The sequence below is a fragment of the Kitasatospora sp. NPDC052868 genome (assembly GCF_044547105.1).
In the GTDB taxonomy this organism is placed as follows: domain Bacteria; phylum Actinomycetota; class Actinomycetes; order Streptomycetales; family Streptomycetaceae; genus Kitasatospora.
Window position 1 is genome coordinate 45647 of record NZ_JBITZW010000019.1, and the last position, 18864, is coordinate 64510.

Genomic DNA, 18864 nt, shown 5'->3' on the forward strand with positions numbered 1-18864 from the left:
GCAGTGTCGGCGGGACGGGTGACGGTGGGCCCGGCCCGGGTGCGGGCGGGGGAGGTTCGAGCGGGAGCAGTTCGAGTGGGGGCGGTTCGAGCGGGCCGAGGAGGCCGGAGGCGTCCCCGTTCGAGTGAATCGACAGCGGTGGCCCTGGTGTGCGGGAATTCCCGGGCCCGCTGGAGAATTCGAGTGGGCTGAACAATTCGATAGAACGGGCGTCGGCAGCCGGGCGGAGGACCTCCGGTCGGGCCGGGCCGCCCGGAGAGGAAGCGCACGCATGGGTACCCCCGTCGACGAACTCGTCGAACTGCTGGACCTTGAGCAGATCGAACTGAACATCTTCCGCGGGCGCAGCCCCGAGGAGGCGCTGCAGCGGACGTTCGGCGGCCAGGTGGCCGGCCAGGCGCTGGTCGCGGCGGGGCGCACGGTGGACGGCGACCGCCCGGTCCACTCGCTGCACGCCTACTTCCTGCGCCCCGGTGTACCCGGCGTGCCGATCGTCTACCAGGTCGACCGGATCCGCGACGGCCGCTCCTTCACCACCCGCCGGGTGCTCGCCATCCAGGGCGGCCGGTCGATCTTCGCCCTCACCGCGGACTTCCACCTCCCCGAGCAGGGCGGCATCGAGCACCAGCTGGCGATGCCGGAGGTGTCCGACCCCGAGGACCTGCCCAGCGCGCTGGACGAGGTCGGCTCCCGGCTCGGCGAGCTGCCCCCGTTCATCAGCCGGCGACAGCCCTTCGACATCCGCTACGTCGACCGGCTGCGCTGGACCAAGGAGGAGCTGGCCGGGGTCGAGGCGCGCAGCGGCGTCTGGCTGCGCACCAACGGCGCCCTTCCCGACGACCCGCTGATCCACGTCTGCGCCCTCACGTACGCGAGCGACATGACGCTGCTGGACGCCGTCCGCGCCCCCGTCGAGCCGCTCTGGGGCGAGCGGCACTTCGACATGGCCTCGCTCGACCACGCGATGTGGTTCCACCGGCCGTTCCGTACCGACGACTGGCTGCTGTACCAGCAGGAGGCGCCGATCGCCCACGGTGCACGCGGTCTGGCCCGAGGGGAGATCTTCGACCGCAGCGGGCAGCTGGTGGTGTCGGTGGTCCAGGAGGGCCTGTTCCGTCCGCTCCGGAGCTCGTAGCGGCCGGGTCGGTGACCGTTTTCGCGACCGGTTCGGTGACCTGATCGGTGACCTGATCGGTGACCGTTTTGGTGACCGGGGCGGCGGCCGGGTCGGGGCGCGCGGCCGGGTTGTTGCGGGAACATGGCAGCTTCCCCAGCCGGTGCCGTCCCGGGAATGATCCGCCCCCGGGGCCGGTGTTGAGTTGGTAGCGGACATGGATATGGACACGGACACAGGCACAGGCGCAGACAACGGATGACCGAAGAGGTCAGAGACCGGAGTGGGAGGGCCTTTCGATGACGGCGACAGCCGCGGAGGAATGGAAGCACTGGAGCGACAGCAGGGCGGCGGCGGTGAGCACGCTGCACGGCCAGCTGGCGCTCGTCGGCACGCACTGGCTGGAGCCCGAGCCCGCCGGGATCCCCGGCCTTCCCGGTCTCTGGTGGGCCGACGCGGAGGGCGTCCGGCTCCGGGCGGCCGCTGCCGAGGGCATCACCGTGGCGGGTGCGACGGCCCCGGTCGACGGCGAGGTGCTGCTCCGGCCGGACACCGCCCCGGCCGCCGACACCGCCTCCCTGGGCGAGCTGCGGCTCGTCCCGATCGAGCGCGAGGGCGAGCTGGCCCTGCGGGTCTTCGATCCGGCAGCGCCCCGCCGGGAGTCCTTCGCCGGTATCTCCGCGTATCCCTACTCACCGGAGTGGGCGGTTCCGGCAGTCTTCACGCCCTTCGAGGGCGGCGTCGACCAGGCTGTCGTCGTCCCCAACGCGGACGGCAAGGAGCGCCCGCTGACCGTCGCCGGCCGGATCGCCTTCACCGTCGCGGGGGAGCACCGGACGTTGACGGTCAGTGGCTCGGCCGCCGGCCTCAGCGGCGTCATCGCGGACGCGACCAGTGGCAGGGACACCTACCGCTTCCGCTTCATTACCCTCCCCGTGCCCGACGCGGACGGTCACACGGTGCTCGACCTCAACCGCGCGTACCTGCCGCCCTGCGCGTTCGCCGACCACTTCATCTGCCCATTCCCGCCGCCCGGCAACCGGCTGGACTTCGCGGTCGAGGCGGGGGAGAAGCAGGTCCTGACCCGGTAGGCGTCCTGCGTGCGCGCACGGCCCGGCTGGCCTGCCTGGCCCGCCTGACCCGCCTGCGCGCTCGCCGTGGCGCCGTGTGCCCTGGTGCCGCCCGCTCTGGTGCCGTCGGCCGGACCCCGGTGGGCGGCGCCAGAGCGGGCAGGACGACTATGGGTGGCTGTGTCGACCAATCATCCTGCGAATTCCTCCGCCGACTCGCCGGCCTCGCCGCCCCCCGCCGCCCCGGCCGCCGACCCCGTTCCCTCTTCCGTCCCCGACACTCCCTCCCCGCCGTGGTTCCGGCGCGTCACCCGCGGGGCCTTCGCCGACCTCAGCCCGCTGCGCGAGAACGCGGACTACCGGCGGGTCTGGTTCGGCCAGGCGGTCTCCTCCATCGGCCAGCAGATGACGGCGGTGGCGGTCTCCGTCCAGGTCTACGACCTCACCGGATCCAGCTTCGCCACCGGCCTGGTCGGCCTCTTCTCGCTCTTCCCGCTGATCGCCTTCGGCCTCTACGGCGGCGCGATCGCCGACACCGTCGACCGCCGACGCCTGGGGCTGATCGGATCCGCCGGCCTTGCCGCCGTCTCCGCCGTCCTGGCCGCCCAGGCGCTGGCCGGACTCGGGCTCGTCGCACTGCTCTACGCGGCCGTCGCCGTCCAGGCCGGCTTCTTCGCGCTCAGCTCCCCGGCCCGCTCGGCGATGATCCCGCGCCTGGTCCCGAGCCATCAGCTCCCGGCCGCGAACGCCCTGAACACGGTCAGCATGAACCTCGGCCTCACCGTCGGCCCCATGGTCGGCGGCGTCCTCATCGGCGCCTACGGCGCACAGGCCGCCTACCTGGTCGACACCGTCGCCTTCGGCGCCACCCTGTACGCGATGTGGCGCCTGCCCTCCATGCGCCCGCTCGGCGACCGCCGCGGCCGCGCCTCCGTCCTCGACGGCCTGCGCTTCCTGCGCGAGCAGCCCAATCTGCGCACCAGCTTCCTCGCCGACCTCGCCGCCATGATCTTCGGCATGCCGCGCGCCCTCTTCCCCGCCATCGCGGTCACCTTCTACGGCGGCGACGCCCGCACCGTCGGCCTGCTGGTCTCGGCCCCCGCGGTCGGCGCCCTGGTCGGCGCCCTCTTCTCCGGCTGGGTCGGCCGGGTCAACCGCCAGGGCGCCGCGGTCCTCGTCTCCGTCGCCGCCTGGGGCCTCGCCATCGCCGCCTTCGGCCTGGTCCGCAGCCTCTGGCCCGGACTCCTCCTGCTCGCCGTGGCCGGCTGCGCCGACACCGTCAGCATGATCTTCCGCAACACGATGATGCAGGTCGCAGCCCCCGACGAGATGCGCGGCCGCCTCCAGGGCATCTTCATCGTGGTCGTCGCCGGCGGCCCCCGCCTCGGCGACTTCGAGTCCGGCGCCGTCGCCTCGCTCACCAGCCCCGCCACCTCCGTCATCAGCGGCGGCCTCGCCTGCGTCGCCGCCATCCTCCTCCTCGCCGCCCGCCGCCCCGCCTTCCTCCGCTACGACGCCCGCCACCCCACCCCCTGACCCCCGCCACCCCGACCCCCACCACCCGCAATACCTGGCAGCGAGCACCCCCCGACGTGCTGTATTGTTTTCCACGTCGCCGGGACACCGGAGACAAGGTCGAGAAGCCGAACAGCAGAGCCCCCCAGGCTCCACTGCAGGCAGCGAGACCACGGGACGTGGCGCAGCTTGGTAGCGCACTTGACTGGGGGTCAAGGGGTCGCAGGTTCAAATCCTGTCGTCCCGACTGTGAAGTCGGTTGTGAGAGCGGGTACTTGGGAAACCAGGTGCCCGCTCTTGCTGGTTTTCAGGGCCCGTTTTTGGTCCCGGGTGGTCCCAAAATGGTCACCAGGTTTGGCCATGGGTCCGTCGCCACCCGTTGCTCCAGTGGCTGGTTTGCGGATTGTTCTTCGATCTCAAGGTGAAGTGCGAGACCTCCTTGCCGTTTTGCTGGAGCGAGGCGTGGTGGCGCACTTGACCTTCGGTCAAGTGCGCCGGGCATCGGTCAAGTGGGTCAAACTGGTTCATATCGGGGTATTTCTAAGGCCTTTCTGATGCCTGCTGCTTGCTGTGAAGTGACTCGGGCCGCCTCGAAGCGGCTTGGCAGTGGCCATTTCGAGGCAATGGTGGTCACGGTGTGTCACCAGCGGCGCGTGATCTGGCCGTCGCATTGGAGCTTCTCGAGGTGATGAGTGAGGGCTTGGCCGGCTTCCAGGATCCGGAGCACGTCAGGGTGGAAGTAGCGCTGGGTGGTGGTGATGAGCCGGTGTCCCGCGATTTCCATGAGGATGTGCGGAAGGAATCCAGCGTCCGCCATCCACGTGAGCCCGGTGTGGCGCAGATCGTGGCGTCGTAGGTGCTCGTAGCCGAGGTCGCTAATGACCTCGTCCCAGTGCGTGGCGTCGCGTAGGACGGCGGTGCTGATGCGGCCGCCGCGCGGGCCGGTGTAGAGGCGAGCGTCGGGGTCGCCGCGGGTGGCCTGCAGTCGGCGGGCGATGAGCGGGCGCAGCGGCTCGATGATCGGGATGAAGCGGGCGATCCGGCCTTTGGTGTGCTTGTCGACCAGACCGCCGGGTGCGGGAGTGGTCTGTCGGCGGCAGGTCAGGAGCCACTTGTCGGTGTCGACGTCGCGGGCCCGAACTCCAGAGACTTCCCCGATGCGGGTGGCGGTGCAAGCGCTGTGGACGACGACGTCGCCCCAGCCGCGGTAGCGGTTGTACGAGGCTTCGACCAGGGCGTCGGCGAGTTCGATAAGGGCATCCCAGTCGCGCAGTGCCAGGGTGCGGGGGTCTCGCAGTTCGTCCTCGGCTTGCTGGAATTCGTGTTGCCAGCCGGTGATGTGGGCGGGGTTACGTTCGAGGATGCCGTCCACTATGGCCTGTTCGAAGATGCGGGAGAGCATGGCGAGGGTGTTCTTGATCGTGGAGCGGCTGCAGCCATCGGCGATCCAGCCGAAAACTGCTGCAGTGATGAGAGCGGTGGTGATCAGGCGGAGGGGGAGTCGCCCGAGCTCGGGCTCGATCCGCAGGTGCCAGCCGGCGAGGTACGGGGCGTGCGTGGTGGTTTCCAGGCCGGTCAGGATGGCCGGGAGGCGGAGGTTGACGTAGTCGCCCAACGGCACGGAGGCCAGGGATGGAAGGACAGGGCTGCCGGTGGCGTCGGCCAGGATGGTCAGCCATTGGGTGACCAGCGTTGGGTCGAGCCCATTGTGGACGGCCCCTGCCAGGAAGCTGGCCCAGGCCTGCGTTTGGGTCGGGGTGGCCTGGGAGGCCGGCGGGCGGCGGCTGGTGAGCGGCGAAGTGCGGTAATGCGAGCGCAGGGCGCTCGGCGGAGCGGGAGGGTCGGCAGCGGTGATCTCGCTGAACGGGTCCGGGGCGGCTGATTTCCAGGGGTGCGTTGAAGTACTCATGCACCATGGTTGCGCCGATTCACCTTGCTTGTTTGATGCCGTCATGGTGTCATTGCTTTATGCTCTATGGTGTGCCATTGCTGCAGGACATCGACCAATCCGTCCTCGCGGAGATCGACGAGATGCGCGACCGGCTGCGTCTCCATCTGCGCACTTCACGTCGCTGGGAAGGGCAGCTGCGGCGTAACCTCACGGCGCGGGCTATCGCCGGATCGAACACGATCGAGGGCTACGTCGCGAGCGTGTCGGACGTCGAGGACATTATGGTCGGCGAAGCGCCGATTGATGCGAACGACACCGTCACGGCCGAGATCGAGGGTTATCGGCAGGCGATGACCTACATCCAACGCCTCGCCGAGGCGGGCGACGACTTCGCCTATAGCAAGGGCCTGCTCAACTCGCTGCACTTCATGATGCAGGGCCACCACCTGCTCAAGCGGGCCGGCTGGTGGCGTACCGGGCCGGTCTACGTCACTTCCGCCGAGGATCCGACCATCGCTGCCTACACCGCCCCTGATGCCCAACAGCTGGCGGGCCTGACCGGCGAACTGGTGGAGTGGCTGAACGAGGGAGACCTCGACGCACCGGGGCTGGTGCGCGCATCGATGGCGCACCAGAATCTGGTGTCGATCCACCCGTGGTCGGATGGCAACGGGCGGATGTCCCGCGCCCTGCACACCCTGGTCCTGGCCCGCGAAGGGATCATGGCACCGGAGTTCTCCAGCATCGAGGAATGGCTTGGACGGGCCCGCAACACCTACCGCTACTACGACACCCTCGCCGAGGTCGGCGGCCCGGTCTGGACTCCCGACCGCGACACCCTGCCCTGGATCCGGTTCTGCCTGCGTGCCCACCACCAGCAGGCCCAGAGCGTCGAGCGTCAGGTGAACACCACCCGCGAGGTCTGGACCGCCCTCGACGAAGCCGTCGAGCAACGCGGCTGGCCCGACCGGATGCTCTACGCCCTCTATCCCGCGGCCATGGGCAACCGCCTGCGTCGCGCCACCTACCAAGCCGACGCCGAACTCAGCGAGCAGCAGGCTCAACGTGACATCCGCGAGCTCGTCCGCGCCGACTGGCTTGCTGCCCGGGGCGAGGCGCAGGGGCGCTACTACACTGCAGGCTCGGATCTGCCCGAGAAGATCATGCAACGGGTGCGCGAGCCTCGACCGCTGCGCGACCCGTACGCATAGGCGTTGCTGACGACAAGAGAGGAGTCGGCGCTTCGGTGGTGGGGCGAGTCCCGGGTCTGGTTCGGTACAGCCGTGTAGGGCGACCATATGGTCGTCGGTTCAATGCAAGGGGGACCGCGGGAGTGATTTTCCCGTTGATCGAACCCGGCCCCAGCTTTGTTTCATGCGTATAAGCTGAGCGCTGGAGATTGGCCGAACCCGCCTCGCCCGGCACGCGAGCGGCGTCATCTCTGAATGATCGATTCTCCGGCCACAGGCGCAGTGTTGTGAGGCCAACTGATCTTGATGAGGTGCGATGTCAGGGGTACCCGTGTTCGGCGGGCGCATGAAGGTCGTTGCGTATCTGAACCACGACAAAGCGCTCTTCTACCGGGTGGTCCTGGATGTACTGCTGGACGAGGAATCCCGGCTGGGAATCCACCTCAGCACGAAGGAGGTTGCGCAGCGTGTCCGGGAAGCACTGTCGGTCGAGCCGGAACTCTTGGCGCAACTCCCCTCCGTTGATGCCCTGCTGGAGGACTTGTACCGCTGGGGCAATGTGGACCGTATCCATAACACCCGGCGGATCACCACGCCTGAGGAGTACCTCCAACGAGATTTCCTGTACCAGCTGACGTCGGCCGGCGCGCGGGTCCACCGCGAGATGACCCGGATCGACCAGGACATGGCTGATGCTGGCGCTCTGCAGTCCTCGATGTTGCCGGAGATCCTCACCTCTCTTGCCACACTGGTGCGTGCCCTGGGTTCCGACGAGGAGGACTTGGAGGCGGCACTAGGTGCTTTCCGGACGACGACCAATGGGTTCGCACGGCTTTCGGAGGACGCCAAGCTCTTCGTTCAAAGCCTCAACGGCTCCCTGGCCTCGGAGGAGATCCGCGACCCAGAGACATTCATCGCCTACAAGAACGTCGTGGTCCGGTACCTGCGTTCGTTCACCGTGGTGCTGCATCAGAATTCCCCTTTGATCGCCAAGCTGATCACACAGGCTGAAAGGGTGCACCTGCTGTCGAGGCTCCAGGAGCTCGCAGCCCTGGAGACCGCACCGGTCCTCGGCCTGAGTCATGAGGAAGCCGTTGACCGGGAGGTGGAACGGATGCGCGAGAGGTGGAACGGCCTGCGCCGATGGTTCGTGCCCGCCACCGAACGGCCGCCGGTTGCCGAGTTGCTGCTCGATCGTGCTTCCGACGCGATCAACTTCATCATCCTCACCATTGGCCACATCAACGACCAGCGGTTCCGCAGAGCGAGCCGAACGGCCGACCTGGTGGCCCTGGCCGGCTGGTTCGACCGCTTCGACCGGGCAGGCAGTGTGCGCGAAACCACTGCCCTCTGGCGTACGGCCTTCGGGAACTACTCCGCTCGCCATCTCGGTCATCCCGCAGCGCCGGAGGCCGGCACCGATCTGCAGCCCGAGACCAGCTGGTGGCACAGCGATCCCGCACCGGTCTCCGCCGAGCTCCGGGCCAGGGGGCCGCGAGCGAACTCCGGGCCGTTGCCCCGCATCCGCAACCCGCGGCGTGCGAAGAGCCTTCTAGCGGCCCGGCAGCAGCAGGAGCACGCGACCGTGGAGGCCGCCGAGAGGTCGCTTGCCGCCAGAGGGCCGATTCGGTTGTCGGAACTGGGCCAGCTCGACAGCTCCGAGGCCGAAGTCTTCCTCGCCTGCCTGTCTCTGGCGCTGTCCGTTCGTGAGAGCGCTGGGGGCATTCGACGTGCCCGGACACCGGACGGGCGGCTTCTGGTCACTCTGGGCGTCGCGCCGACCGAACGTACTGGAGCAGGAGTGAGGCTTCGCGGCGGGCGGCTGAGCACGAAGGATTTCCAGCTGACTCTGTCGTTGAATGGGCGAGGCAGAAGATGAGCGACTGGGTTGGACAGGACGGCCACGAGCGTCGTGAAGTGATCCGCGCACTGCTGCGGAATCCGACCCTCCGACGGCAGGGCCGGCGCGGACGGCTGATCGATCAGGCCCGTCTGCACGAGGAGGAGCTGCGAACCTGGTTCGACCACCGGCTGGGCTGGCCACTGCTGGTGGAACGAGACCGCGTTCGGCTGCTGAAGGTCCCCGAGGACCCCGGTCGATTCCCCGATCCCTCGATTCCGACGGCGCGGCAGTGCACCCTGTACTGCACAGTCCTGGCCGTACTAGTGGATTGCGGGCAGCAGACCGTCATCACCGAGCTCGCCGACCGTGTCACCGCGCTCACCACAGCAAGCAGTTCGATTCGGCGGTTCGACGCCACGACGACCCGCGAACGCCGCGACCTGGTCGCCGCAATTCGCCGCCTCACGGAGGACGGCGTCCTGGTGCCCACCCGGGATGTTGGGATCACGGCGGACCACGAGCAGGCATACGTTACCGGCGGAGGCAACGCCCTCTACGACATAGACCATCGCACGGCCGCCTTCGCGATAGCCTGCCCGGTGCCGCCCAGCCTGGCAGAGGGGCCGGACGCCTTGCTGCATGTGCAGGACGGCGACCTTGCAGGTAGCGGACCCACTGACGGCGACCTGCGGCAAGCCGTCATGCGTCGGCTCGTCGACCATCCCGTCGTGTACGTCGAGGACCTTCCAGTCGCCCAGCGGGCCTACCTCGCCGAGCACCGGGACGAGCTCGTTGCCGACCTCCGCCTGAGTCTGGACACCCGCGTGGAAGTTCGCGCCGACGGCGTGGCCGTTGTGGACCAGGACTTCTCTGACCTGGACTTCCCTGCCGCGAGCGCCGCTTCCGTCGCCGCCCTCGCGCTGGTCGATCTGCTCGCCGGTGAGGCGAACCTGACTACCGGAACGAGCTTCATGGTCCGGGACGACCGTCTCCTCGAACTGGCTGATCTGGTGGCCGCGAAGATCAGCCGCGTCGTGGCGAAGATCGACGGCAGGCCTGTCGATGCCGCCACCACACTCCGGTACGCACTGCCTGTGCTGGTTCAATTCGGCCTCGTGGACCCCCACGATGACGGTGTCCGGGTCCGTGCCGCTGCCGCCCGGTACCGCGATCCCACCGGGCGTGGTGCCCGCGTCCAGGGAGAAGCGCTCCTGCTGTTCGGCCCGGAGCAGGCCGGAGCCGGGACCAGGCCAGGCACGCCATCGACTGTTCGCCCTTCGAAAACGGAAGACCTCTACGGTGACGGAACCGACTGACGGAGCGCCGAGCGCGGCACTGCAGCGCATTCTCGACGGCGCATTCCCCGTGCCGGAACGAAAGCGGTTCCAGCAGCTCCGCTTGGGACTGATCGGCATCTGGGAGTACGAGGAGCAGGAGTTCGTCTCATACGGCCACGGCCTGATCCTGCGCGGCCGGAACGGGGCCGGCAAGACGAAGGTGATGGAAGTCACCAGCCCACTCCTGCTGGACGCGGTTCTCAGCGCCCGCCGGCTGGACCCGTTCGGCTCCACTGCTCGTCCGATGCGGGACAATCTCTTGCACCGCGGGCGCACACAGCGCGTCGGATACAGCTGGTGCGAGTACGGGCGTGTCGCCGAGGACGGCAGCCACGAGTACGTCACCATCGGCATCGGCATGCGGGCCAGCACGTCTGTGAAGGGCGGGCTGCACAAACCCTGGTTCTTCGTCACCGAGAAGCGCGTCGGCCAGGACTTCGACCTGTTCAACGAGCACCGGCAGCCACATCTGCGGAAGCAACTGGAGGTCCGGCTCGGCCCCCAGAGCGTCTTCGAGGACCGTCGCGAGTATCGGGCCGCAGTTGCCGAACGCCTCTTCGGATTCAGCTCCGGGAGCCTGGCGTCCCTGGTTGAGCTGCTTCTCGTCCTTCGCAAGCCCAAGCTTAGCGAGAACTTCAACGGCGAGAAGCTCAGCCGGATGCTCAGCAATGGCCTCCCGCCGGTCAGCACCGTGCTCCTGGATGACCTCGCAGTCCGCTTCGACCAGTTGGCCCGCGACCGGAAGGACCTCGCGCAGCAGGAGCGGCACCTCCTAGGCATGCAGGCATTCCAATCCGTGTACACCAGGTATGCACGCCGCTGGACTCGGAGCCTGGCCGACCACGTGCTCAAAGCCGAACAGTCACTCGACGAGGCCACCCATGGCCGCGACAAGGCATCGGACGAGCTCGCGGAGGCCGAGAAGGCACTTGATCAGGCCACTGGGGAACGGCGGCAGCTCAAGGAGCGGCACGAGAAGCTCCAGACCGCTCTCGGGGAGTTGCGCTCCAATCCCCTGATGGAGCAGCACGAGCTTCTCTCCCGGCTGCAGGAGCAAGCCGAAGAAGCCGAGGCAAAGCTCCCCGAACTTGAGGAGCGGTACAAGAAGGCCGAGGCTGCAGTCACCGACGCCGCGTCAGCCGCTGACCGGAAGAGACAGCGCCTCATCGTGGCGGCAGCGGCACTTGGCAAGGCCGAGGAATTGTCGGCGGTCCGCGCGGCCCAAACCCGGATCGAAGACACGCACACCCAGTGCGTTCCAGTGATCCGCACGACACCGCAGGAAGCGGAGGACACACTTCTTGGCCATGTACAGGCCCGCGCCAGGGTGCTTGAACGAGCCGTGGAGCTCGCGACATCGGTTCAGAAAGCCCAGGCTGCCTTCGACCATGCCAACGAGGCGTTCCAGAAGAGCAGGACGCTCTGCAGCGCCTCCAAGAAGGCCATGGGCGACCACGAGACCGATGTGGCCAACCAGGTCGCCCTACTCCGGGAAGGCCTGTCCGACTGGGGCGACCGTTGCCGCGAGTTCCTGCTCACCGACGACGAGCTCACCGAACTGAACACCGCTGTACCGACGTTCGGTCTGTCTGGCGCTTCCACCCTGGCCCAGGAGCTCACCCGCCTGGCCAAGCGCCTCTATGAGCAACTGGCCATCGAAGCAGCCGGATTGGCGAGCGAATGGCGCCGCGTCGCGAACGATCAGAAGGCGCTTACACGGACTCGTCTGCGAGTGGCTCAGGAGGCCGACCCGCTCCCGGCGCCACCGCCCCACCGGCGCCGGGACCGCGCTGAAGCTGCTGACGGAGCGCCGCTGTGGAGACTCTTGGAGTTCGCCCCACACCTCACCGCCTCGGAGAGGACCGGGCTGGAGTCCTCGCTCCTCGGCTCGGGCGTCCTTGACGCCTGGGTCACCTCCTCGGGGGCAGTCCTCGACAGCAGCACGCTCGATACTGTTCTGCCAACCGACCGTGCGCCGGTTCCGGGGCCCTCGCTGACGATTGTCCTGCAGCCTGTCGACAACCCGATTGTCCCCGTCGAGGTGACCGCCCGTGTCCTCGCCGGCTTGGCCCTCGTCCGGCCTGGCACCCCACCGCCCTCCGGTGACTGGATCGCCACCGACGGGTCCTGGCGAATCGGGCCTGCTCACGGCCGGACTGCCGTCTCGGAGCCCGCATACATCGGCGCCGCAGCCCGCGAGGCGGAGCGACAGCGGCGCCTGCGTGTGCTCGACGAGCAGATCGCCGAGCTGGATGCCATGCTCCTCGATCTGGACGAGCGGCTCGAAACCACTCGCGGGCGTCAGAACGACCTCGCTTCCGAGTACGAGGATGCGGCCAGCCTTGACGTGTCACTGCGCAGCTGCCAGCAGGAATTGGCCACCGCTCGGAAGGTCTTCGAAGCACACGACAAGCAACGCGAACTCGACGAGGCTGCCGCGGTCGGGCGGAAACGGGAGCTGGAGGACGCCGGAGCCGCCCTCGATCTCTATGCGCGGGAACGAGTGACCACCACCCGACTCGACCTGCTGGCTTCCGAACAGCACGCACTGCAGGAGTACCGCACAAGCCTTGATGAACTGTTCCGCAAGGTCGAGGCATGGGCACACCGGGAACAGCAGTACGAGGATGCCAACAATCTCCTGAGTATTTGTCAGACCCACCTGGTCGTGGTGGACAAGGATCAGAAGACGGCGATCCGGGATGCCAGCCAGAGGCGCGAGCAGTACGACGTGCGGCGGCGTGTGGTCGGTGCGGACGTTGATTCAGTGCTGGCCGAGTTGGCCATCGCCCAGAAGGCGCTCGCGGATACGGCGAAGCATCAGGAGAACAATGACCGAATGGTCGAACGGTCGACGGAACAGGCCGTCCGTCGCAAGGCGGCACACGAGCAGTCGATCGCCTTGGTCGAACAGCGCCAAGAGTTGCTGAACGACCGGTCCGGCGACTACGACAGGCTCCAGCAACTCGGTTTCATGGAGTTGGTGTCCGCCACGGGTTCCGTGCCGAGCCCTGAGACGAGCGCTGCTGTTCGGGCCCGGGCCGTGTTGCTCGAACTCGCGAACGACCCGGGAGACCAAGGCGCGCTCGACCAGGCGCGCGACGATGTCGACCAGGCCAGGCACCAGCTCGAACGGGAGCTCGCCGGCCAGGACTGGACCGTCCGCAGCGGAAACGACGACCGGCTGGTCACTGTCAGGCTGATCCACAACGGTCGCAGCCACACCATCACCCAGGCGTTGGCGGTTGTTGAGACGGAGGTCCGCGAACGCCGCCGCCTCCTCGACGCGAGCGAGCACGACCTCTTCACCGAGGTTCTCCTCGGACAGGTCGGCGACCACCTGCGCCGTCGCCGGGCAGGAGCCAAGGCCCTGGTTGGGGAGATGAACCGGCTGCTCGGGCTGCGCCGCACCGCCTCCGGACAGGTCATGCGGCTGGTCTGGGAGCCGGACCCCGAAAAGGGCAGGGAGACCCGGGAGGCCTTGGACACGCTGGACAAGCAGGCGAGCCGGTTTCTCCCAGACAGCGCGCGCGAGCACCTCATCACATTCCTGGGCCAACAGATCGCGACGGCTCGCGAGGCCGAGGGCGGAACCGACTGGAAGGCCCATCTGCGCGCCGCTCTCGACTACAGGACCTGGAGCCGTATCCGCGTCCAGTACAAGACCGGACCACAGCAGAAGTGGATCGACATCGACGCCGGCATGCACGGAAAGGGCTCGGGTGGAGAGAAGGCCGTGATGCTGCAGCTCCCTCTCTTCGCCGCTGCCGCCGCCCACTACACCGGCGCAGCACCCACTGCCCCCCGCCCCGTTTACCTGGATGAGGCGTTCGCCGGAATCGATGCCGAAATGCGGGGAGAGTGCATGGGCCTGCTCGTCGAACTCGACTTGGACTTCGTCATGGCGAGCCACGACGAGTGGGGCTTCTACGAGGAGGTCCCCGGCGTCGCGACCTACCAACTCTTCCGTGATCCTCAGACCGAAGGCGTGCTGACCACACCGATCATCTGGGACGGCACCCGGCGTCACGTCATGGTCGATCCGGCACTCATCGGCGGCGCGGCACTGGACTTCGGCACGGACGACGACCTCGGCGACGACCTCGACCAGGACGAGGATGAGCTCTACCCGGACGACGAGGAGGACGTCTTCGACGCCGAGGGCGACGACGACCTCTACAGCCGGACGGGCGACCTGATCAGCGAAGCGGACCTGGACTGACATGCGCGCCCACGTCGTGCTCCACCCCGACCTCGCGGAATGGACGGCCACCCCGGGCGGCCGGCTCTTCTGCACCCTGGCGCGCGAGCGCATCGCCAACGGGGGGAAGCTGGACCGCCCCATGCGTATGCGCCTGACCGCACGTGAACGTGGCGATCTGGTCGACCTCTTCGGCACCAATGCCGTGACCGGTCAAGGTATCCACCTCGGGCACGCTGACGCCGTACTGCGCGGCAGCCGCCATGCGTTGCCCCTACGGCAACTTCTCATCGGTGCGGACGGACCTATCAGGACCAAACGCGGCCAAGCCCGCTATCGCTCGATCGTCAAGCGCCAGAAGGTACTCAGAGAACGTGCGGAGGCCATGGCCGCGATGGCTGGTGTGCGGGAGCTCACATCGGAACGCTCCCTGCTGGCGGCACTCCCGGACGACAACCGCAGGCTTGCCCCAGCCGGAACACGCACCGGAACCAGCCATTGGGCCACCTACTATGCCGCCGTACGAGCTGCGGCAGAGTGGTACCGAGGATCGAGCCGTGGTTGGAAGTACGGCGAGCGCGAACTTGCGACGCAAGCCCTCGGTGGAAGCAAGCAGTGGACCGATGCGTCCAAGGCTGCCTTCTCCAAGTTGATAGGGCGGCCGTTCGGCGATGCGGTCCATACGGCGGACACCGGCCTGCGAATGACCGGCCCTGCCGAATGGCACCGCCAGGGCCTCGTGGCCGATCTCTCTCGGGCCGAGCCGTTCATCGAGCTGCCCGGAAGAGCTGCGGCCCAGGACGGCCACCTCGACCTCCAGGCCGTGGGGGTTCTCCTGATCGAGAACCAGGAGACCTTCGAGGCCGTTTCCTCGCGCACGACCGTCCCCACCGAATGGCTGTGCATCTGGACCGGAGGCTTCGCCTCCGACGCACTGGCGCTCTTCCTGCGCAGTCGCGTGCCGCCTTCGCTCCCGATCGCGGCCTGGGGAGACCTCGACCCGCCTGGTGTCGGGATCATCCTCAACCTCGCGGAGAAGAGCGATCGGGCCATCCGGCCAATCGGCATGGATGCGGTCCTCTACCACAACGGAAGCAAGCTCGACGAAGAACCGGCCGAGCTGGAACGCTGGCGAGCCGCTGCCCAGACGATGACCGAGTCCGTGCCGGCGCACTTTCAAGGGCTCCTCGCAGCGATCATCGCTCACGGGGGAATGCGCTGCGAGCAGGAGGGGCTCCACGAGCAGGTACTTCCCCAGTTGCATCAATGGCTCAACGAACTCGCTCGGCGAGAATGATGGTCTCTGCCACCGCATGCGAAGGTCGACGCAGTTGGCCGCGGCACCCCGTGACCCAATTACCGCGCGCGTGCTTCGCGGCGCCAGGCGGCGAGGATCAGCTGCGCGCAGAACGTTCCGACCGTGAGGATCAGGCCGATCGGCAGGATCAGTTCGTAGTTCTGCCTGAACCACCCGGCGTTGAGGTCGATGCCGGTGGTCTGGTTGACGGCCTGCGAGGCGAGGTTGACGGCGCTGGTCGCCAGCTCCGGCATTGACTTGGTGATCCACGCACCGATGCCGTCGGTGATGCTCTTGCCCGGACCGGAGACGCAGTTGATCGCGTCGACTGCGTCGCAGACCTGGCTGATCATGGGGACGTCGCAGACACCCATGGGGGAACCTCCTTCCTGGGGTTAGGGCGAGACGGTCGGCAGCACGCCGACCAGAGCGCAGGGACGGTCGGGGCGGCACTGGACGGCGAGGGTGGACGAGCGGTCCTCGGCCCCGCCCTGCGGGGCGCCGTTCCAGGCGATCGACTGCTTGCCGATGACGGTGACGGCGTAGATGTACGCCTGCTTGATCGCTCCCGGATCGGCCTGCAGCACCCTGGTGAACGTGTCCGGGAAGTGCGCCTCGTCCGCGGTCGCGGTGGCGAACTGGCCGGAGTCGGCCATCCGTCCCCACAGCAGCGGCGAGGGCACCAGGCGGTCCACCGAGTCGGCGTCTGCGTAGTTGGCCTCGGTGGTCAGCCACCGGTGGAGGCCCGCCACCAGCTCCGGCTGCGAGTACGAGCGGGTGTCGTACGACCACAGCGCCACCGCCGCAGCCTTCGCGTAGCCGATCGAATGGTGCGTCGACGGCGGCGCGGAACCGACCCGGCACCACCCGTAGGCGATGCCGACGCGGAAGCGCTGGCGGACGAGGGCGAACTGGCGGCCGGGGAAACACGGTTGGATGCGGTTCGGGTGTCGCGGGTGAAGTAGGCGAGGGCTCCGGCCAGGACGACGAGGACCACCAGGACCACGAGGCCGAGCAGCGCCCGGCGGCGAACGCGCGATGCGCCGCCGGACACGCCTTCACGGGTGAAGGCACGATTCTGCATCAGTGGACCTGGCGGCCAAGGCCCGAGAAGAAGGCGACGATTCCGTTTGCCGCGCCGATCAATAGAGCGGAACGCCGACGCCGTGGACGGGAAGTTCGGGCAGAGCCACCGTCGCAAAAGCCTGGACCGCCTCTTCAAACACATCCGACGAGCCGACGGCTCCTTACTCACGGACGGCTTCCTGACTCTCGACGCCGGCCTGATCCGCGTGCTGAGCGCGTGCACCGGTTCGGGCAAGAGCGTCCTGGCCAAACTGCGTGCCGAATGGGGCGTCAAGAACGACCTGGTGACCGGAATCGTCGTTCCACGCAACGACGGAGTGTTCTCCTTCACCCGCGCGCTCCGTGGGGAGTTGGCTGATCTCGGTCTTCCGAACGCGGTCGTGCCGCTGATCTCGCCGAACAGCATGCAGGACGAAGCCGAGAAGACTGCCCTCAGCCTCACCGAGGAAGGGCGAACCGAAGAAGCAGAAGCGGCGTACAGCGAATTCGCCTACGGATGCGCGATGCAGGCGAAGTCCACCAACACCCAGGACGTCGACCTCTGGCAGCCCGGCCAGGAACGGTGTAAAGACTTCGAGGGTACCGACCCCGAGACCGGCGAGATGCGGCGCTACCGCTGCGCGTGGTTCGTCCACTGCGGCAATCACCGCCACCAGACGGCGCTCGATACCGCCAACGTCATCGTCACCAGTCACATCAACCTGATGTCCGGTCGCCTGCACGTCCCGGTTCGGCCTGGCGGGCACGGCTGGCGAGGTCGCCGAGATCGGCGCTCTCCACTGCGGCGAGCTCGGAGCCGACTTAGGCGAGGACGGCGGCGGTGAGGTCCGCGTTGCCGAGGGCGCGCAGGGCGCGGCCGGCGCGGTGGGCGGACTCGACCAGGGGGCTGTATTCGACGTCGAGCATGCCGTCCTGGGGGAGGTTGGGCCGGGTGATGGCGCCGGGGACCTCGTCGAACGCCTTGCGTTCCTCCGCGCGGCGCGAGCCCTCGGAGTTGGGGTCCTGGGAGGAAGCGGCGCTCGCCGGGTGGGTGTAGGTGCGCCACGCGGCCTCGGACAGGTGGGTGAGGGCGCGGGCCAGCCGCATGAGCGCGGCGGTGTCCGTGCCGGTCGGGACGGTGGCGATGCGGGTGGCGAGATCGGCCTCGCCGGTTCCCCAGGTCGCGATCAGCTCGTGCCGTTCGGGGTCGATGCTGTAGCGGGTCATGAAGTCGTACCTCCGGGCAGGGTGCGTACGGCTGGCTGCTCTCCGCACTGCCGGGATCGGGCTGTCCTCCGGAGGACCGGACGCCGGTCAGTCTCCTGTGGCCGTCCTGTCGGCGCCGGAGAGGAAGGGCGGTGGCGGCGGGACCGAGAAGGAGACACCAGAGATGTCCCGGCCCTGTAGGACAGGGGCCTGGAAGGTGCCACCGCTGACTGTGATGGTTACGTCGCCGTCTCCGGTGCGGACTGTTCTGGCCTGCTCGTGCCACTGCTGAAGGTCGGCGCGGAACTGGGAGTCCAGCGCTGCCCGTACAGCGAGAGCGGTGCTGAGCGCGCTAGCCTGTTCCGGACCTGGTGTTTGTTCGAGCGCTGCCAGTTCAACATCCCCCGAAGACACCACAGGTGCGTCCTCGGCACTTTGGAACGGGCGGCGAACCAAAGCGCTCAAGCCAGCCCAGACCTGCCTCCCTGCCTCACCGCCGGCGCCACTTGCCAGCGCTGCCAGCAAGGCCATTGAAACCGGTTCCATCATGCCCCCAGCCTTTGTTACTTGCCCGGCCCTCAGTTGACACGGTACGGGTAACTTCTGGCGCCCGCGGACGAACTGGGCAACCCCACCACCTTCTGCAGCCCGGGGCCGGTTCGCGCAGGCTGCCGCGACCGAGGTCTTGGAGCTCGGTGTGCAACAGGCTCGGCCCGCCTCACGCGGAGGCATGCCTACCGGGCCGAACGGAGTCGCGGGAGAAGCCTTCGACGGTGCCGACCTCGTGGCAGGCACCGACAGGTTCCTGGGCGGGTCAACTGGGCGGCGGAGGCGAGATGGGCCTGGGCCGCCGATCTGTCGCCGAAAGGGACGCTGCGGAGGGCCGTGGCGCTTCTGTACGCGGAAGGGCCGTGCGGGGCTGGGCCACGCGTGGGCGTGGCCCAGCCTGTGGGCCTACTGGCTCTGGTCCGCCCAGATGGGCATCCAGGCCTGGACAGTCGAGTCCGGCTGGGAGGCCTCCGCAGGGTCGTCGGCCGGGGCGAGCAGGAGCGAGGCTGCGAGAGCCAGACAGGCGATCGCAGCGGAGTAGCGCGGGATGAGCTTCACGTGGTGCGTTCCAATGGTCGTGGTAATG

At 68.1% G+C, this 18864-nt stretch carries 12 protein-coding genes, 1 tRNA gene and 2 pseudogenes; 10 read left to right on the top strand and 5 right to left on the bottom strand.

The genetic code is table 11. The annotated features are described in order from the left end of the window. Positions 1–271 precede the first annotated feature (271 nt). The 4 genes from ACIGZJ_RS27130 to ACIGZJ_RS27145 all read left to right on the top strand — a co-directional run bounded on the left by ACIGZJ_RS27130 (position 272) and on the right by ACIGZJ_RS27145 (position 3946). Positions 272–1135 carry an acyl-CoA thioesterase gene (locus tag ACIGZJ_RS27130; RefSeq protein WP_396459671.1) on the top strand — a complete coding sequence of 288 codons (864 nt, stop codon included), beginning with the start codon at positions 272–274 and terminating at the stop codon, positions 1133–1135. 278 nt (positions 1136–1413) lie between these two features. Further along, a complete protein-coding gene (locus tag ACIGZJ_RS27135) occupies positions 1414–2205 on the top strand; it encodes a DUF1684 domain-containing protein (RefSeq protein ID WP_396459672.1) in 792 nt (263 codons plus the stop codon). A gap of 153 nt (positions 2206–2358) precedes the next feature. Further along, positions 2359–3720, top strand: a complete 1362-nt coding sequence (locus ACIGZJ_RS27140; protein WP_396459673.1) for an MFS transporter — start codon at positions 2359–2361, stop codon at positions 3718–3720. 152 nt (positions 3721–3872) lie between these two features. After that, a tRNA-Pro gene (locus ACIGZJ_RS27145) sits at positions 3873–3946 on the top strand. 393 nt (positions 3947–4339) lie between these two features. On the opposite strand, the gene ACIGZJ_RS27150 is transcribed toward ACIGZJ_RS27145, so the two are convergent. Next, positions 4340–5608: a tyrosine-type recombinase/integrase gene (locus tag ACIGZJ_RS27150; RefSeq protein WP_396459674.1), complete on the bottom strand. Its 1269-nt coding sequence runs from the start codon at positions 5606–5608 to the stop codon at positions 4340–4342. Positions 5609–5679: 71 nt separating this feature from the next. Between ACIGZJ_RS27150 and ACIGZJ_RS27155 the strand changes: the two genes are divergently transcribed. From ACIGZJ_RS27155 to ACIGZJ_RS27175, 5 genes are all read left to right on the top strand, one after another. Continuing rightward, the gene (locus tag ACIGZJ_RS27155) at positions 5680–6801 is read left to right on the top strand and encodes a Fic family protein (RefSeq protein ID WP_396459675.1); all 1122 of its coding nucleotides are present in this window, start codon (positions 5680–5682) and stop codon (positions 6799–6801) included. A gap of 295 nt (positions 6802–7096) precedes the next feature. Further along, positions 7097–8659, top strand: coding sequence for a TIGR02677 family protein (locus ACIGZJ_RS27160; protein ID WP_396459676.1), 1563 nt, complete (start codon positions 7097–7099; stop codon positions 8657–8659). Continuing rightward, complete coding sequence (locus tag ACIGZJ_RS27165; protein WP_396459677.1) at positions 8656–9939, top strand: TIGR02678 family protein; 1284 nt, start codon at positions 8656–8658, stop codon at positions 9937–9939. Before ACIGZJ_RS27160 ends, ACIGZJ_RS27165 begins: the two co-directional genes overlap by 4 nt. Beyond that, the gene (locus ACIGZJ_RS27170; RefSeq protein ID WP_396459678.1) at positions 9923–14182 is read left to right on the top strand and encodes a TIGR02680 family protein; all 4260 of its coding nucleotides are present in this window, start codon (positions 9923–9925) and stop codon (positions 14180–14182) included. The genes ACIGZJ_RS27165 and ACIGZJ_RS27170 overlap by 17 nt, the downstream gene beginning before the upstream one ends. A gap of 1 nt (position 14183) precedes the next feature. Next, positions 14184–15458, top strand: coding sequence for a Wadjet anti-phage system protein JetD domain-containing protein (locus ACIGZJ_RS27175; protein ID WP_396459679.1), 1275 nt, complete (start codon positions 14184–14186; stop codon positions 15456–15458). A gap of 65 nt (positions 15459–15523) precedes the next feature. Here the strand turns inward: ACIGZJ_RS27175 and ACIGZJ_RS27180 are convergent. Beyond that, positions 15524–15832, bottom strand: a pseudogene (locus ACIGZJ_RS27180) (ATP-binding protein); the annotation flags it as partial. 21 nt (positions 15833–15853) lie between these two features. Continuing rightward, positions 15854–16542: pseudogene (locus ACIGZJ_RS27185) on the bottom strand (hypothetical protein). Between the two features lie 82 nt (positions 16543–16624). Between ACIGZJ_RS27185 and ACIGZJ_RS27190 the strand changes: the two are divergent. Beyond that, positions 16625–17368, top strand: a complete 744-nt coding sequence (locus ACIGZJ_RS27190) for a hypothetical protein (RefSeq protein WP_396459680.1) — start codon at positions 16625–16627, stop codon at positions 17366–17368. Here ACIGZJ_RS27190 and ACIGZJ_RS27195 read toward each other — a convergent pair. Together ACIGZJ_RS27195 and ACIGZJ_RS27200 are read right to left on the bottom strand one after the other, a co-directional pair. Beyond that, entirely contained in the window at positions 17346–17750 is a 405-nt protein-coding gene (locus ACIGZJ_RS27195) for a hypothetical protein (RefSeq protein ID WP_396459681.1), read from the bottom strand. The genes ACIGZJ_RS27190 and ACIGZJ_RS27195 overlap by 23 nt on opposite strands. 933 nt (positions 17751–18683) lie before the next feature. Next, positions 18684–18836, bottom strand: coding sequence for a hypothetical protein (locus ACIGZJ_RS27200; protein WP_396459682.1), 153 nt, complete (start codon positions 18834–18836; stop codon positions 18684–18686). Between the last annotated feature and the right edge of the window lie 28 nt (positions 18837–18864).

Excerpts from the sequence above, each read along its gene's own strand:
- ACIGZJ_RS27165 (WP_396459677.1), top strand. The coding sequence starts at position 8,656 with ATGAGCGACTGGGTTGGACAGGACGGCCACGAGCGTCGTGAAGTGATC.
- ACIGZJ_RS27135 (WP_396459672.1), top strand. The coding sequence starts at position 1,414 with ATGACGGCGACAGCCGCGGAGGAATGGAAGCACTGGAGCGACAGCAGG.
- ACIGZJ_RS27195 (WP_396459681.1), bottom strand. The coding sequence starts at position 17,750 with ATGACCCGCTACAGCATCGACCCCGAACGGCACGAGCTGATCGCGACC.
- ACIGZJ_RS27150 (WP_396459674.1), bottom strand. The coding sequence starts at position 5,608 with ATGAGTACTTCAACGCACCCCTGGAAATCAGCCGCCCCGGACCCGTTC.
- ACIGZJ_RS27175 (WP_396459679.1), top strand. The coding sequence starts at position 14,184 with ATGCGCGCCCACGTCGTGCTCCACCCCGACCTCGCGGAATGGACGGCC.
- ACIGZJ_RS27160 (WP_396459676.1), top strand. The coding sequence starts at position 7,097 with ATGTCAGGGGTACCCGTGTTCGGCGGGCGCATGAAGGTCGTTGCGTAT.
- ACIGZJ_RS27130 (WP_396459671.1), top strand. The coding sequence starts at position 272 with ATGGGTACCCCCGTCGACGAACTCGTCGAACTGCTGGACCTTGAGCAG.